Origin of the sequence: Pedobacter montanisoli, assembly GCF_022809115.1 — a bacterium.
GTDB classification, from domain to species: domain Bacteria; phylum Bacteroidota; class Bacteroidia; order Sphingobacteriales; family Sphingobacteriaceae; genus Pedobacter; species Pedobacter montanisoli.
Genome location: NZ_JALGBH010000001.1, coordinates 560,377 through 577,040, shown reverse-complemented (window position 1 = coordinate 577,040; position 16,664 = coordinate 560,377). Strand labels below are relative to the sequence as shown.

Genomic DNA, 16,664 nt, shown 5'->3' with positions numbered 1-16,664 from the left:
AAAAGTTTTATATGAAATAAAACAACGCGCTTCTGCAAATGGTTTTTACTTGTTTAAAAACTTGCAGATTCCTAATATGATCCTTTACGCAGGGGTGATAAAAGATGCTCTAAACCATTGAGTTTAATTTCGTAAAGCGTTTCTAATAACATGCCTAATTTACCTTGAGGAAAACCTTTTTGTTTGAACCAAACCAAATAAGTTTCAGGTAAATCACAAAGCTGTTTGCCCTGATATTTGCCAAAAGGCATTTTCATCTCTACCAGATCTTTTAATAACTGTGGATTAGGACCGTTCATTATAATATCATTTCAAGCATTTCTACTGCTTCGTCAATACTGTTTATATTATCAAAAGATATGCGGAGGGTATTTTTTACCTCTTTTAGATTGCACAAACGGGGGTGCATCTGAGCAAAAGCCAGGATCTTGTTGAATACTTCCGAATCGAAATATTTAGACTGTTTATCGGCAATGAAATAACCCCTTAAGATATTTTTCTTGAAACTTACTTTCTCAAAGCCTAATTTTTTGGCGATCCATTGTAAACGTAAAACCTTTACCATATCTGTTACCTGTTGAGGTATTGGTCCAAATCTGTCTCGCAATTGCTGTTCAAAAGCCAAGAGGTCTTTCTCATGTTCTAGCTTAGACAACTCGGTATAAAGGTTGTAACGCTCTGTTATGCTGGTAATGTAATCATCAGGGAAATGTAGCTCAAGATCAGTATCAACCTGTGTAAAGTTTACAAAAGGTTTTTCTGGCTGGTCTTTAAATAGATCTTTAAACTCATCATCTTTAAGCTCCTGTATGGCCTCGTCTAAAATCTTATTGTACATTTCGAAGCCTATTTCTGCTATAAATCCACTTTGTTCGCCGCCCAAAAGGTTTCCACTTCCGCGTATATCCAAATCTCGCATGGCAATATTAAAGCCACTACCCAGATCAGAAAATTCTTCAATGGCACTTAAACGTTTACGAGCCTCTGTAGTAAGTGTAGATAAGGGCAGAGTTAGCAAATAGCAAAATGCTTTTTTGTTAGAACGCCCTACACGGCCACGCATCTGATGCAGATCACTCAAACCAAACATATGTGCCTGATTGATGATAATGGTATTGGCATTTGGGATATCTAATCCGGCTTCAATAATGGTAGTAGCGACCAGTACATCTTTTTCGCCATTAATAAAGGCTAACATTACATCTTCTAAGGCGTCGCCATCTAATTGTCCGTGCGCAATACCTATACGGGCATTCGGTACAAGGGTCTGAATTAATCCGCCCAATTGTTGCAGGTCATTTACCCTATTGTGTATAAAAAACACCTGGCCTCCTCTATCGAGCTCAAACTGTATAGCCTCTTGAATCAGTTTGTCATTAAACACGTGCAACTCAGTATTTACGCCTTGTCGGTTTGGTGGCGGAGTGCTCATAATGGAAAGATCTCGGGCACCCATTAAAGAAAAATGCAAAGTACGAGGAATAGGAGTGGCGGTAAGCGTTAAAGTATCTACATTTACCCTCAGAGTTTTAAGTTTCTCTTTGGCGGCTACTCCAAACTTTTGCTCCTCATCTATTACCATTAAGCCCAGGTCCTTAAACTTTACATCTTTGCTCAGTAGACGATGTGTACCAATAATGATATCAATCTTGCCTTGAGCCAATAGCTCTAAGGTTTCCTTAATCTGTTTAGAAGTTTTAAAGCGGTTAATGTAATCTACTTTGGCTGGGAAATCCTTTAATCGTGAAGAAAAAGTCTTGTAATGCTGCAAAGCCAAAATGGTGGTAGGTACTAAAATGGCAACCTGTTTACTGTTAGCAACTGCTTTAAAGGCAGCACGGATGGCAATTTCGGTTTTACCAAAACCCACGTCGCCACAGATCAGCCTGTCCATAGGATGAGGGGCTTCCATATCTTTTTTTACCTCTGCTGTAGCCTTAACCTGATCGGGCGTATCTTCATAAATGAATGAAGCTTCGAGCTCGGTTTCCAGGTAACCATCTGGGGCAAAAGCTGTACCCTGCTGCGCTTTACGCATGGCATACAAACGGATCAGGTCGCGGGCAATATCTTTTACCTTTTTCTTGGTAGTGCGTTTTAGCTTATCCCAGGCATCAGTACCCAATTTATTCATTTTAGGTACGGTTCCATCTTTGCCGCTGTATTTGGCAATACGGTTTAAAGAGTTGATGTTAACGTACAGCAGATCGTTATCGGCGTAAACCAAACGAATCATTTCCTGTACCTTGCCATTTACCTCAACCTTTTCCAGTCCGGCATATTTACCTATTCCGTGGTCAATATGCGTAACAAAATCGCCGGGTTTAAGTTCTCTTAAGTCTTTTAAGGTAATAGACTGACTGCGTTGATAGCCCTTTTTAAGTTGATATTTATAAAAGCGGTCAAATATCTGGTGGTCGGTATAAAAAGCAACTTTCTGCTCAAAATCAACAAAACCTTCACGTAAAGAAATGTTGATTGGAACAAATTTTACGGTTTTATCAATGTCGTCTAATATGGCATATAAACGCTCAATTTGCTTGGCAGAGTTGGTAAAAATAAAATTGTGGATATGCTGCTTTTCGTTTTCTTTGAAATTGTGGATTAGCAGGCTGAAATCCTTATTAAAAGAAGGTTGAGGTTTAGTGTCAAAAAATACGGTTTCATCTGCACGGTAAAAAAACTGCTTACCAAACTCAACAACGTTAAAATCCTGAAACAGGTCGGCCAGCATTTTCTCATCTGTAAAAGCAAATTTTGGATCAAGCCAGTTGGGATTTTGTTGTTTATCGGCCTGTGGCAAGGCCTTCCACAATTCATCAGCTTTTCTATAACCTGTTTTTACCACATCTAATGCAAAAGCCACGTCTTTGAACCATAGCTGCGTATCTTTGTCGATGTATTCTAATAAACTGATGTTGTTTTCGGTCAGGAACTTGGCTTGTACGTTAGGCACAATGGTAAGTGTTTTGATTTCTTCTACCGATAACTGGCTGTCGATCTCAAAAGTTCGGATACTTTCTATTGTATCGCCAAAGAACTCTATACGATAAGGCAAATCGTGCGAGAAAGAAAAAATATCGACGATACCGCCCCTTATAGAGAATTGTCCAGGTTCATAAACAAAATCGCTGCGCTCAAAATCGTAATCTGTTAAAAATTCATTGATAAAATCGATACCTAAGTTGGCGCCGATGCTTATTTCCAAGGTGTTTTTTTCTAATACATTTCTGTTGATCACTTTTTCGGCCAATGCCTCAGGATAGGTTACTACAATTTTTCCGTATGGCGAATGATGATTGAGTTCTGTTAAAACTTCGGCACGGGCCAGTACGTTGGCAGTATCTACCTGCGTAAATTCAAAGGCTTTACGAAAGGATGCTGGGAATAAAAGCACTTCTTTTCCTAAAAGCGCTTCAAGATCTGAAGAAAAATAAGCAGCTTCTTCGCGGTTAGGAAATACAAATAACTGGGGTTTGTGTTGTAGAAAATAAGTTGTAACAGCAATAAAGGCATCAGCAGAGCCTACCAAACCTTTTATCTGTGTTTTGCTTTTGTGGCTATTCAGCGATGTGGCCAGTGCAAGTACACGTTTATCGGTCTTAAATCTTTCAATTAAATCTTTAACGTTCACTATTCAAAGATACGGCATAAAATAATAATCATTGCACCGTAACCTTGAAAGTTTAAGCTTTAATTATTCCAGTTTAACGGCATAATTCTACCTGTTACAGGCGCAAGACCAATTTTGTTCGATGAAGGATGCTAATTTGTCGGTTTTTATTTACCTTTCGTCGAAATTTAAATAAACCGAAGTAACAAAGCTGTTTTAAAGGCTTCTAACATATAAAAACAGGCATTAGCATGGTAAAAGGTAAGTACTTTGAACTGTTTTTCTGGATCTTTGCGCTGGTGATATTAGCCATGGCAAACCCGAACGAGCATCATTTTACCTTATGCCCATTGGCTAATTTGGGTATAAACTGGTGCCCCGGTTGCGGATTAGGGAGATCGATCTCAGCGTTGTTCCATGCCAATATAAATGAGAGCTTAAGGTATCATTGGTTTGGCATACCAGCGCTAGCGCTGATTTTATACCGGATTTATAAGCTAATAACTGTTTTAACAATTAAAGAAAAACGTATATCGATTTAAAATATTAGGAGGATAAAAAAATGTTTGATCAAAATTTCATGTCTTTACCGGGTATAACCCCTCAAGAATATTCATACTTACAAACCGCTACAAACGGTTTAAATGAACAACAATTGCGTACATTTTTAATGATATATGCAAGTAAAAGAAAAAACCCCAGCGATTTACTGATGTTCTCTGTAATTGGCTTCTTTGTACCGGGTTTATCAAGATTTATCGTAGGCCAGATTGGTATGGGTATCCTGTTCTTTTTAACTTATGGTTTATGTATGATCGGAACCATTGTAGATATTGTGAACCATAAAAGCATTGCATTTGAATACAACCAGCGTATGGTTTTTGAAAGCTTGCAAATGGTAAGAATGGGTAGTTTCCAACAACCACAGCAATAAGCTTATACAGAATAAATTTCATCCCCATAAGTTAAAGCTTATGGGGATTTCTTATTTTTAGGCTATGAAGTTAAGGGAAATAACGAACCATCTCGAAAGTCTTGCACCACTAAACTATCAGGAAGACTATGATAATTCGGGTTTAATTGTAGGAAATCCTGATGAAGAGATCAGGGCGGCTTTGGTTGCTTTAGATTGTACAGAACAGATCGTTGACGAAGCCATTGCAAAAAACTGTAACCTCATTATCACCCATCATCCTATTGTTTTTAAGGGATTGAAGAAGTTTACAGGCAAAAACTATGTGGAGCGGGTAGTGATCAAAGCCATTAAGAATAATATCTCACTTTACGCCATACATACCAATTTAGATCATGTGGCACATGGCGTAAGTGGTTACATCTGTAAAAAACTGGGTTTGCAAAACGCTAAAGTTCTGGCTCCTAAAGTAGGTTTATTGAAAAAGTTAGTGGTTTTTTGTCCTGTTTCGCATACGGATGCGGTTAGAAATGCACTGTTTGTTGCGGGAGCAGGAGAAATTGGCAATTACGGTGAATGCAGTTTTAATGCACCGGGAACAGGAACATTCAAAGCAAATGATGAGGCCAACCCGTATGTGGGTGAAACAGGGAAGCAACATAAGGAAGAAGAAATCAGAATAGAAACTATTTTTAAAATCCAGGATGAAAGAAAGATTCTGGTTGCGCTTTTAGAAAGTCATCCTTATGAAGAAGTAGCTTATGATATTTATCCACTTGCCAATGAATTGAATAACGTAGGAGCCGGAATGATAGGCTGGCTATCTGAAGAAATGGAAGGTCTAAGTTTTTTAAGGCACGTGAAAAATGAAATGCAAGCTGCGGTTGTAAGACATACTGCTGTTTTACCTAAAAAAATCAGAAAAATTGCGGTATGTGGCGGATCTGGAAGCTTTTTGCTACAGAAAGCCATAGCAGCAGGAGCAGATGCTTTTGTAACAGCCGATTTCAAGTACCATGAATTTTTTGATGCTGAAAATAAATTGATTATAGCAGATATCGGACATTTTGAAACAGAACAATTTACATCTAATTTGTTGATAGAGAATATTCAAGAAAAATTTCCTAACTTTGCAATCCGTTTAACGGAGCATAACACAAACCCCATAAATTATTTGTTTTAATGGAACAAACAGTAGAGCAAAAGCTAAAGGCTTTATACGAATTACAAACCATACATTCTAAAATAGACAAAATTCGCCAGATCAGAGGTGAATTGCCTGTAGAAGTAGCTGATTTAGAGGATGAGGTAGCAGGATTAGAAACCCGTATCCAGAAAATAAAGAATGAGTTAGATGATACAGAAGATGCAATTGTAAATCGTAAAAATATGATTAAGGAAGCACAAACCTTAATTAAAAAATACGATGCTCAATTGAAAGAAGTTAAAAATAATCGTGAATACGATGCCTTAACCAAAGAGATCGAAATTCAGAACCTAGAGATCCAGGTTTGTGAGAAAAAGATCAGAGAATACGGATTTGAGATCAATAGCAAAACGGAAATCTATGATAAAGCTCAGGCTAATCTGGAAATGAGAAAAGGTGATCTTGACGCGAAAAAAACTGAGCTTGAAACCATTACTGCAGAAACAGAGAAGGAAGAAGATGCGTTGTTAAAAAAAGCAGAAAAAGCACAGAATGCAATTGAAGACAGGCTTTTATTTGCATATAACCGTTTAAGAACAAATGCGGTTAACGGTTTAGCTGTAGTAACCATTGAAAGAGATTCTTGTTCAGGTTGTTTCAACAAAATTCCACCTCAACGTCAGTTAGATATCCGTCAGCGTAAAAAGATCATTGTTTGCGAACACTGCGGAAGAATCTTGGTTGATGAAGCATTAACACATGAAGTAGCAGAAGCGTAATAAGCTTTCATTATAAAAAATATAAAGGTCAGAATACTAATTTCTGACCTTTTTTGTTTTAATTAATAAAACAAAGTTATGTTTTTAGGGTTGATATAAATACCTAACTTGCTGTAACCGATTAATTGAATTAGATGTACATTAAATACCTTAATTTTCTTCAAAAAAAATACATTGTTTTATTATTCACCGCTCTTCCTCTTGGAGCATTTGCTAATTTTGATTTTAATGCAAACTGCTTAAAAGCCTATCAGAATATTATTGAACTCAAATTGCCTGCTGCCAGGCAATTGGTTGCGGCCGAAAGAAAGGCCAGACCAAACAATGCAATAAGTGCTTTACTAGAAAACTATATAGATTATTTTTACCTGATTACCAATGAAAGCAAGCCCGAGTTTGAACGGCTTGAAGCCAATAAGAACAACCGCTTGAACGAAATCAGTAAAGATGATAAAAGCTCTCCTTATTACTTGTACGCGCAGGCTGAAATCAATTTACAATGGGCTTTGATACGCAGTAGGTTTGGAGAGTATTATACCGCATCCCGTGAAATCAACAGAGCAAGTAATCTGTTGCAGGATAATAGTAAGAAATTTCCCGGGTTTCACCTAAATGGTAAGGGAATAGGTCTGATTAATGTAGTAATGGGGTCTTTACCCGATGGTTTTATGAAAAAGGCTTTAGCAGCACTTGGTATAAAAGGCGATGTGGCTACAGGCTTGAATATGTTAGATAAACTAGCCGAAAACCTGCCTAAATCTGTCTATGAACCTTTTTACGAAGAAGTAGTATTTTACTATTCATATGTTTTATCTGATGTGGTAAAAAGCCCGGCGGCTTATAGCAAAACCATGAAATATACAGCTCGTTTTGCAGACAGTAGTTTATTGAAAACCTACTTGCAGGCTTATGTATGTGCACGTAATAGCCATAACGATCAGGCCATGAATATACTTGAAAACAGACCCAAAGGAAATGCTTACCAGCCTTTTCCTTATCTGGATTATTTGTTGGGTGTTGTAAAGCTAAATAAGCTGGATTTTAGAGCAGCAGGCAATTTTGATACTTTTTTACAGAACAATAAAGGCAACAGCTATATTAAAGATACTTACCTGCATTTAGGCTTCATTTCTCTGTTAAGAAATGACAGTTCAGGCTATTATAACTACATGGGCAAAGTAAAAAATAATGGATATACTTATAATGATAAGGATAAGCAGGCTTTGAATGAGGCTAGTGCTCCAATGCCTAATAGAGAGTTGTTAAAAGCCAGACTTCTTTTTGATGGAGGATATTTTAATAATGCACTGGAAACCTTAACCAATATAAATACATCGGCACTGACTTCTGCAAAAGATAAAACAGAATATTTTTATCGGTTAGGTAGGGTGTATGATGATCTGAATAAAAATGATCAGGCTTTGGTGCAATATCAGAATGCAATCAATAGCGGAAGAAACTTAAAATACTATTATGCTGCAAAAGCGGCCGTATTAGCAGGTAACATCTGTGAAAAAGATAAAAATGTAGCTAGGGCCAAATCATTTTACAATACAGCTATAGGCATGAAAAATCATGAATATGAAAATAGCATAGAAAATGAAGCCAGACAAGGCCTAAAAAGACTACCTGACTAGAACTTGTACACTACTGCATTGATGTGCATGCCGGCTCCTACAGAAGCAAATACCGCATAATCACCCTTTTCAACCTGATAATTCTTTACCTGCTTGTGCAGAACCAGATCTATCAATGTAGGTATAGTTGCTACGGAACTATTGCCAAGCCATGAAATGGTCATTGGCACCAAATTTTCGGGTATTTCAGTAGCCTCGTAAAGTTTAAACAGGCGTTTCATAATGGCGCAATCCATTTTGCCATTGGCCTGATGTATAAATACCATTTTAATATCGCTGATATCAAGCCCTGCTTTATCTATAGCACTTTTTACAACCTGAGGTACAGTTACAACAGCAAATTCATATAGCTTTCGCCCGTTCATCTTAATGTATAAATTATTGTTGTTTTCCTCCGGGTTATTACTCTTGCCCATGGTTAATAGCGAGGCATATGCTGCATAGGTTTGACTTTTATGGGCAAGCACTCCGGTAGGTTGTTCTGAAGTTTTTCCTTCAAAGATTATGGCTGCGGCTCCATCAGCAAAAATCATAGAATCTCTATCGTGCTGATCTACTATGCGAGATAAAGTTTCGGCACCTATAACCATAATGCGTTTTGCGTCACCTGTTCTTAATACATAATCGGCCTGTATAACACCCTGTACCCAACCCGGACAGCCAAAAATCAAGTCGTAAGCAACACAATCGGGATTTTGTATGTCTAAAATTTGTTTAACTTTTGCCGCAAGCGCGGGTAACATATCCACACGGTTACTGTTGTGCCGGATGTCGCCAAAGTTGTGGCAGAATATAATCTGGTCAAGACTTTCTTTGTCAATTTTTGCATCTTTAAGGGCATTTTGGGCTGCAATAACTGCTATATCATGGTTTAACAGATGGTCGTCTGCATAACGGCGTTCAACAATCTCGGTGATTTCGCTAAACTTCTGGATAATCTCATCGTTGGCCTTGGGAATAAGCTCTCCATTCTCGTAAAATACGCGATGGGCAAAGAAAGAACCGTTTATTACCTGCTCAGGAATATAACTTCCTGTTCCAATAATTGTTGAATATATGGGCATATTTAAAATTTAAACCAAAAACCGCTTTGGTATTCTGTTTAAATATAAGATATATTTTTTAAATATGCTATAAATGAAATGAAAGAAAATAGCGCTTAAGAAAAATCATCTACCATAAAAACAAACAATTCTTTTGGTCCGTGGGCACCCAAAACAAGTGTTTTTTCAATATCAGCAGTACGACTTGGGCCAGTAATGGTGCTGATCATGGTAGGTAATTGTGCTCCATAGCGTTCTTTCAAGAGCTGAAAAGCATCCTTTAAGTCTAAAACCAATTGGCCAGTACGCGCAATAACAATATGCTGCTGTGGGTATATGCTTAGCCTGCGACCAGCGGCATTGGCATTGCTCACCATTACAGAACCATTGCGGGCAATCAAAGCCTCACACATAGTAATACCTACTTCGGCTTGTTCAAAGTCTTTATCTCCTCTGTAAAAAGGAAATTCGTAGTGAGCTAATAACTCCTGCAACTGGGGCTCCCAGCAGTAAATTTTACGCCATTTGTATTTATCTGCTAAAGTAAGCAGGTTCTCAATAAAATCCACACCATTCTCACAAAAAATAAAATTACCCGAAACAGCAGCAAGTTCCTGTGCAAAAAGAACCTCTAACTCTTCTTCGTTGGGCTTGTATAGAGGTGCCTCTTCCAGATTAGGATAAGGATTGTCTCTTTTTTCAAGAAGCGCTTTCCTTATTTTTTTGAGCATAAGCTCTTTGGGTGTAATATTATCTTTCATGAATATTTTTCAAATGTAGGCAAGGCATTTGATCTATACAAAAACAGGCAAACATTTTTAAATGTCTGCCTGCTCAATATAGTTATTAAAACTTAGTTTTCTTCTTGTTGCGGGTTATTCTCTGTAATATGTTCTACTACAGGAGTATCTCCGGGAACCATTTCAACTGGTTTTTCTACATCTTTTGGTATGTCACCGTTCACAAACTCATCGTATGTGGTTCTGGTATCAAAAGGACGTTTACCTAAGATGTCTTCTAAATCGGTTTGGAAAAGAATTTCTTTCTCTAACAGTTTTTGAGCAAGTTTCTCTAACCCTTCACGTTTTTCAAGTAATAAAGCTGTGGTACGTTCATAAACTTCGTTAGATAATTTACGTACCTCAGTATCGATCATTTCAGCCGTTTTATCAGAATAAGGTTTATCAAAACTATATTCGGCATGTGGATCGTAAAAAGATACATTTCCAACTTCTTTATTCATACCATAGATTTTTACCATTCCATAAGCAATACGTGTAATATGTTCAAGATCGCTTAAAGCTCCGGTTGATATTTTACCGAAAACAATATCCTCAGCAACACGTCCACCCATAGTCATACACATATCGTCCATTAACTGTTCTGTGGTATATAAAAACTGTTCTTTAGGCAAATATTGGGCATAACCTAAAGCTGCAACACCCCTCGGTACAATAGATACTTTTACTAGTGGATTTGCATGTTCTAAGAACCAGCCGGCAATAGCATGTCCTGCCTCGTGGTAAGCCACAATTCTTTTCTCTTCAGGAGATATAATTTTGTTCTTTTTCTCTAAACCACCAATTACACGGTCAATAGCATCTTGAAAATCCTGCATATCAACCATTTGTTTGTTTTTACGTGCAGCAATTAATGCAGCTTCATTACAAACGTTGGCAATTTCAGCACCTGCAAATCCCGGAGTTTGTGCAGAAAGTTTTTTAGCATCAACATCAGGTGCAATTTTAACGGGTTTAAGGTGAACTTTAAAGATTTGCTCACGACCAACCAAGTCTGGTTTATCAATAGAGATCTGCCTGTCAAAACGTCCCGGACGCATTAAAGCAGAGTCTAACACATCAGGTCTGTTGGTTGCTGCAAGGATAATGATACCAGAGTCTGTGCCAAAGCCATCCATTTCAACCAATAACTGGTTTAATGTGTTCTCACGTTCATCATTACCACCCATCACACTGTTTTTGCCACGGGCACGACCAATTGCATCAATCTCATCAATAAAGATGATACATGGCGCTTTATCTTTAGCCTGTTTAAACAAATCACGTACACGGGAAGCACCCACACCTACAAACATCTCCACAAAATCAGAACCTGATAAGGAAAAGAAAGGTACCTGAGCTTCGCCTGCAACAGCTTTAGCCAATAAGGTTTTACCAGTACCCGGAGAACCCACCAATAAGGCGCCTTTAGGAATTTTACCTCCTAAATTGGTGTATTTTTTAGGGTTTTTAAGGAAATCTACAATTTCCATTACTTCGGTTTTGGCTTCTTCAAGCCCGGCAACATCATTAAAAGTAATGTTAACCTGACTTTCTTTATCAAACAAGGTAGCTTTAGATTTACCAATGTTGAAAATCTGGCCACCGCCACCGCCGCCGCCACCGCTCATACGACGTAACATAAAGATCCATAAACCTGCAAAAAGCAATACCGGAAGTACAATCTGTAAGAATATATTTAACCACGGACTTGATTTAGAAGAAGCAGTTATGGTAATCTGCTCTGCAGGTGGCATGTCTTTTTGAGATTCAGCTAGTTTTTTCTCTAACGATTCAGATGTGGTTGTAACAATTTTGGCAATAGGCCCATTTTTACTGATGGATAAAGCGCCATTGTTAACGTATTTTTTGAACTTAGGGTCTTCATTTTTACCCTCTTTTAAATAAATCTCTCCCGTATAGGTTTCACCGTCAGAAGAACGGTAGCCTACAATCTGTTTAACATCCCCGGGTAAAAGCATGTTTTGCTCAAACTCTTTATAGCTAATGGTTTTCAGATCACTGCTGTTAAACATGAAATTGAAGACCAATAAACCGATAATGATGGTTGCATATACCCAAAAAATATTGAATTTAGGTGATTTTTGAGGCTTTTTCGGAATGTTGGGAAGTCGTTTAATCTGTTTAGGTTTTTTATTATTATCCTGATTTTGTGTCATGGTTTCAGTTATGTGTTATTGGTTTAGGCACTTTTAAATCTGGTAGTTTCGGCATCACCCCATAATTCTTCTATGCCATAAAAATCTCTTTTTTCTGTTTTAAAAATATGGACTACGATATCTAAATAATCTAAAATTATCCAGTCGGCGTTTTCAAAGCCCTCTTTACGCCAAGGTTCGCTTTGTGTCGATTTGTAAATCTCATCCTCCACACTATCGGCAATGGCTCTAACCTGAGTAGAAGAATCTGCGTTGCAGACTACAAAATAATCAGATACAGCACTATTCACCTGCCTTAGATCTAAGCGAACAATATCCTTTCCTTTTTTTTCTTGTATGCCATGTATGGCAATCTGTGAAAGCATCGCTGATAGATCTTCGGTTTTCTTTTTTATCATCAAATCAATTAATTTTGGTAAATCATAAAAATTAAAATCAACAATTGCAAAATAACACTTTTTCTACATTATTTGTTGGTCAAAATCTCATCAAATTATCATCCGTTGATTCTACGAATAATTATTTAAAAAAGATGGCTTCAAATTTTGAGCCATTAACCGAAGGGACTGTAATTATGGCAGACAATCAGTTTGCCGGAAGAGGTCAGCAAGAAAATGTATGGCATGCGGAGCCCGGGAAAAACCTGACTTTTAGCATTTATTTGTGTCCAAGGTTTTTGTCGCCAGTGAACCAGTTTTCTCTGAATATGATCGTTAGCTTGGCTATTTGCAATGCATTAGCCAGTTTTTTACCTGAAAGACCACAAATAAAATGGCCTAACGATATTTATTATAATCATAAAAAGCTGGGAGGAATTTTAATCGAAAACAGCATTTCGGGCAACCAGTTAAAAAGTAGCATTATTGGCATAGGTCTTAATGTAAATCAGCAGATTTTTGACACTCATATACAATCTAAGGCTATATCTATGAATCAAATTTTACATCATGATGTTGATAGGCTCAAAGTTTTGGCACAGATTTGTAGAGGTATAGAGCAGTATTATCTTAATCTTAAGGCAAATAAGATACAGGTGATCAAAGAAAATTACATTAAAAATCTGTTTAAATATCAGACTGAAGCATTATTTAAAGCACAAGGGCAGGAGTTCAGGGGGACAATAAGTAATGTAGATGATAATGGCTTATTAAATATTACTTGTTTAAACAGACAGATAAAGAAATTCAATTTTAAAGAAATAGAATTTTTAGATTGATTTTTCATTCAATATTTTCTATTTTGGACAACAATTAAAACTTAGTTAGAACACACTTTAAACTAAAAATACACACAAATGAAAAAAATCACCTTAATTCTGACCTTTGTGCTTTTAAGCACGATTGGTGCTTTTGCACAGTTAGAAAATCCTGTTTCATGGTCTTACATGGCTAAAAAAACGGGTAAAAATGAAGCTACGTTGTTTATTAAAGCCACAGTTGATGATGGCTGGCACCTGTATTCTCAAAATTTAAAACCAGGTGGCCCAAACAAAACCATTTTTACTTATAGCAAATCTGCTGATTACAGTTTGGTTGGTAAAACAGAAGAACCAACACCTATTACCAAATTTGAAAAGGTATTTAAAATGGATGTGAGTTATTTTGAAGATCAGGTTATCTTTAAACAAAAAGTAAAGCTTAATAAAGGAACTACTGTTGTAAAAGGAAAAGTAGAGTATATGGTATGTAATGATCATTCATGCTTACCTCCTGCTGAAGTTTCTTTTAGCATTCCGGTAAAATAATCGGGAATAAATTGTTTGCCCGTTAGTTTTTTTAAAGAACAGACTTTTTGGTATGTGGTTTTAGCTGCATACCAAAAGTTTTTATACGGGTAAGCTTAAGTTTATGATGTTTTTTTAATATACAAATGAAAAAATTAAGCTTTGTAGCGCTGTTAATTCTTCTATTAACCAGCGTAAGCATGAATTATACCTATGCTGCTTCATCTATACAAAAAGATACAACTACCGTACAAGAGGCCGATGACGATGGTTTTATAACCATTGGTTCTGCGGCAGACAGTGCTGCCAATAATATTAAAGCTGATACGGTTAAGAAAGCTCCTGCAACGGCTGATACAGCAAACGCTATGGCTACCGTAACAGCGCCTAATAAAGAACAAACTTTATGGCATACTTTTATAGAAGGCTTACTGGGAGGATTTCTGGCTTTCCTGATGCCTTGTATTTTTCCAATGGTTCCTTTAACCGTAAGTTATTTTACCAAAAGGGCTGGAAGTAAACAAAAAGGTATTGGACAGGCATTAATTTATGGCCTTTCAATTATTGTTATTTATGTTGTTTTAGGCTTGCTGATAACAATTCTATTTGGTTCTTCCAAACTGAATGAACTGAGTAGTAGTGGAATATTTAATATTTTATTCTTCTTATTGCTCGTTGTTTTTGCTGTTTCTTTCTTTGGTGCTTTTGAAATCACTTTGCCAAGTTCTTTTGTGAATAAGATAGATCAGAAAGCAGATAACAGTAAAGGTTTAGGCGGCATCTTTTTTATGGCCGCCTCTTTAGCCTTGGTTTCTTTCTCATGTACCGGACCAATTATAGGTACTTTGTTGGTACAAGCTAGTGCCAAGGGTGAAGTTTTAGCCCCGGCAATGGGCATGTTTGGTTTTGCCTTGGCCTTAGCTTTACCCTTTACTTTGTCGGCTATTTTTCCGGGCTTCTTAAACAGTATGCCAAAATCAGGTGGTTGGTTAAACAGTGTAAAAGTTTGCTTAGGTTTCTTAGAGTTAGCTTTAGCATTGAAATTCTTATCGGCTGCTGATTTAGTATGGCATTGGGGATGGTTTGACAGAGAAGTATTCCTGGTATTATGGATTGTGATATTTGCCATGATGGGCTTTTATTTACTGGGGAAACTCAAATTTTCTCATGACAGTACCTTGAACTATATCAGTGTGCCAAGATTATTATTGGCTATTGTCTCTATTTCTTTTGCGGTTTATATGGTGCCTGGTTTATGGGGCGCACCTGTAAAAGTATTAAGTGGTTTAGCACCTCCTATGCATACTCAGGATTTTATTTTGAGTAGCGGCGGATCATCTTCTTCTGGATCTCAGGCTTCTTTGGATTTTCCTAAGAAAGTAAAACATGATGAAGTTTTACACCCTCCTCATGGTTTCAATGTATTTTTTGATCTTGATGAAGGAATAGAATTTGCTAAAAAGGTAAATAAACCTATTATGCTAGATTTTACAGGACATACTTGTGTAAATTGTCGCAGAATGGAAGATGATGTATGGATAGATCAAGAAGTAGGAAAAATAATCAAAGAAAAATATGTGCTAATTCAGCTTTATGTAGATGAGCGTTCTATAAAAATGCCTGCAGAAAAAGTACATTCTTCTAATTACCTTAAAGGGGAAACAGATGATTTAGGTAGATGGAATCAGGATTTGCAGGCAACTAAATATGGCGCCAACTCGCAACCTTATTATGTTCTGGTAGATCATCAGTTAAATCCTCTTGTACCTGCTCAGGGAGCGATATTCAATGCGAAAGAATATGCAGCATTTTTACAGAGCGGGGTAGATAAATTTAATTCGGCTAATGAGTAAAATAAAAAATATTGGCGTATTGACATCCGGAGGAGATGCTCCCGGCATGAACGCAGCGATAAGGGCTGTGGTAAGAGCAAGTTTATATCATGAGCTCAAAGTGACGGGAATTTTGAGGGGATATGATGGATTGATCAATGCAGATTTTATCCCGATGGATGGTAAATCTGTAGCTAATATTATACAACGCGGCGGTACAGTTTTAAAAACAGCCAGATGCGATGCTTTCAGAACCAAGGAAGGTCGCGCTAAAGCCTATGATAACCTGAAAAAAAGTGAGATAGATGCTTTGGTTGTGATAGGGGGAGACGGAACTTTTACCGGTGCAAATGTATTTGCGCAGGAATATGATTTTCCAATTGTGGGCTTGCCTGGAACCATAGACAACGATTTAATGGGTACAGACCTTACCATTGGCTATGATACGGCCATTAATACGGTTGTAAATGCTGTTGACAGAATTAGAGATACAGCAGAATCCCATGATCGTTTATTTATTGTTGAGGTAATGGGACGTGACTCCGGCCTGATAGCGCTTCGAAGCGGAATAGGTGTGGGAGCAGAAGCGATTATGATTCCTGAAGCGAAAACAGCAGTAAGCGATCTGATTAAACGCATAGAAAATGGAAGAAAGGATAAGGCTTCAAAAATTATTGTAGTAGCCGAAGGTGACGAAGCCGGAGGTGCATACAATGTGGGCAAAGCTTTGGAGAAGAAATTCCCTAACTATGATATCCGTATTTCTGTATTGGGTCATATACAACGCGGAGGTAAGCCTACTTGTATGGACAGGGTTTTAGCCAGTCGTTTAGGCGTGGCAGCTGTTGAAGGTCTTTTAGAAGGCAAAGCTGGGGTAATGGCTGGCCAGGTAAATAAAGAGATCATTTTTACACCATTTGCAGGAGCTATAAAACATATCAATGCCGAACAGATTACTCCGGCATGGTTAAAACTGGCCGAAATTTTATCGATGTAAGAATCACAAAATATTTTCATG

15 protein-coding genes are annotated in these 16,664 nt (G+C 37.4%); 9 read left to right on the top strand and 6 right to left on the bottom strand.

What is annotated here, in order from left to right; all coding sequences use genetic code 11:
• Positions 1-71 precede the first annotated feature (71 nt).
• Positions 72-299: a DUF3820 family protein gene (locus MMF97_RS02510; RefSeq protein ID WP_243358779.1), complete on the bottom strand. Its 228-nt coding sequence runs from the start codon at positions 297-299 to the stop codon at positions 72-74.
• Entirely contained in the window at positions 299-3,634 is a 3,336-nt protein-coding gene (gene mfd / locus MMF97_RS02505; RefSeq protein ID WP_243358777.1) for a transcription-repair coupling factor, read from the bottom strand. The genes MMF97_RS02510 and mfd overlap by 1 nt, the downstream gene beginning before the upstream one ends.
• A 230-nt stretch (positions 3,635-3,864) precedes the next feature.
• Between mfd and MMF97_RS02500 the strand changes: the two genes are divergently transcribed.
• The 5 genes from MMF97_RS02500 to MMF97_RS02480 all read left to right on the top strand — a co-directional run bounded on the left by MMF97_RS02500 (position 3,865) and on the right by MMF97_RS02480 (position 8,089).
• Positions 3,865-4,155 carry a DUF2752 domain-containing protein gene (locus MMF97_RS02500; RefSeq protein WP_317228594.1) on the top strand — a complete coding sequence of 97 codons (291 nt, stop codon included), beginning with the start codon at positions 3,865-3,867 and terminating at the stop codon, positions 4,153-4,155.
• A 20-nt stretch (positions 4,156-4,175) separates the two neighbouring features.
• Positions 4,176-4,547, top strand: coding sequence for an NINE protein (locus tag MMF97_RS02495; protein ID WP_243358775.1), 372 nt, complete (start codon positions 4,176-4,178; stop codon positions 4,545-4,547).
• Between the two features lie 64 nt (positions 4,548-4,611).
• The gene (locus MMF97_RS02490; RefSeq protein ID WP_243358772.1) at positions 4,612-5,709 is read left to right on the top strand and encodes a Nif3-like dinuclear metal center hexameric protein; all 1,098 of its coding nucleotides are present in this window, start codon (positions 4,612-4,614) and stop codon (positions 5,707-5,709) included.
• The gene (locus MMF97_RS02485; RefSeq protein ID WP_243358755.1) at positions 5,709-6,452 is read left to right on the top strand and encodes a zinc ribbon domain-containing protein; all 744 of its coding nucleotides are present in this window, start codon (positions 5,709-5,711) and stop codon (positions 6,450-6,452) included. The genes MMF97_RS02490 and MMF97_RS02485 overlap by 1 nt, the downstream gene beginning before the upstream one ends.
• Before the next feature lie 134 nt (positions 6,453-6,586).
• The gene (locus MMF97_RS02480; RefSeq protein WP_243358754.1) at positions 6,587-8,089 is read left to right on the top strand and encodes a YfgM family protein; all 1,503 of its coding nucleotides are present in this window, start codon (positions 6,587-6,589) and stop codon (positions 8,087-8,089) included.
• Here the strand turns inward: MMF97_RS02480 and MMF97_RS02475 are convergent.
• The 4 genes from MMF97_RS02475 to rsfS all read right to left on the bottom strand — a co-directional run bounded on the left by MMF97_RS02475 (position 8,086) and on the right by rsfS (position 12,489).
• On the bottom strand, positions 8,086-9,153 hold the full coding sequence (locus tag MMF97_RS02475) for a 3-oxoacyl-ACP synthase III family protein (RefSeq protein WP_243358753.1): 1,068 nt from the start codon (positions 9,151-9,153) through the stop codon (positions 8,086-8,088). The genes MMF97_RS02480 and MMF97_RS02475 overlap by 4 nt on opposite strands.
• 95 nt (positions 9,154-9,248) lie before the next feature.
• Positions 9,249-9,893 (bottom strand): LutC/YkgG family protein, encoded by a 645-nt coding sequence (locus MMF97_RS02470; protein WP_243358752.1) that lies wholly within the window; start codon positions 9,891-9,893, stop codon positions 9,249-9,251.
• A 92-nt stretch (positions 9,894-9,985) separates the two neighbouring features.
• On the bottom strand, positions 9,986-12,091 hold the full coding sequence (gene ftsH / locus MMF97_RS02465; protein ID WP_243358750.1) for an ATP-dependent zinc metalloprotease FtsH: 2,106 nt from the start codon (positions 12,089-12,091) through the stop codon (positions 9,986-9,988).
• A 23-nt stretch (positions 12,092-12,114) separates the two neighbouring features.
• A complete protein-coding gene (rsfS, locus tag MMF97_RS02460; protein ID WP_243358748.1) occupies positions 12,115-12,489 on the bottom strand; it encodes a ribosome silencing factor in 375 nt (124 codons plus the stop codon).
• Between the two features lie 44 nt (positions 12,490-12,533).
• On the opposite strand from rsfS, the gene MMF97_RS02455 reads away from it, so the two are divergent.
• The 4 genes from MMF97_RS02455 to pfkA all read left to right on the top strand — a co-directional run bounded on the left by MMF97_RS02455 (position 12,534) and on the right by pfkA (position 16,643).
• Positions 12,534-13,307, top strand: coding sequence for a biotin--[acetyl-CoA-carboxylase] ligase (locus MMF97_RS02455; protein WP_262916086.1), 774 nt, complete (start codon positions 12,534-12,536; stop codon positions 13,305-13,307).
• A 78-nt stretch (positions 13,308-13,385) separates the two neighbouring features.
• Positions 13,386-13,835 (top strand): protein-disulfide reductase DsbD N-terminal domain-containing protein, encoded by a 450-nt coding sequence (locus MMF97_RS02450; protein ID WP_243358743.1) that lies wholly within the window; start codon positions 13,386-13,388, stop codon positions 13,833-13,835.
• A 125-nt stretch (positions 13,836-13,960) separates the two neighbouring features.
• On the top strand, positions 13,961-15,667 hold the full coding sequence (locus MMF97_RS02445) for a protein-disulfide reductase DsbD family protein (RefSeq protein ID WP_243358741.1): 1,707 nt from the start codon (positions 13,961-13,963) through the stop codon (positions 15,665-15,667).
• The gene (gene pfkA / locus MMF97_RS02440; RefSeq protein ID WP_243358739.1) at positions 15,660-16,643 is read left to right on the top strand and encodes a 6-phosphofructokinase; all 984 of its coding nucleotides are present in this window, start codon (positions 15,660-15,662) and stop codon (positions 16,641-16,643) included. The genes MMF97_RS02445 and pfkA overlap by 8 nt, the downstream gene beginning before the upstream one ends.
• Positions 16,644-16,664 lie beyond the last annotated feature (21 nt).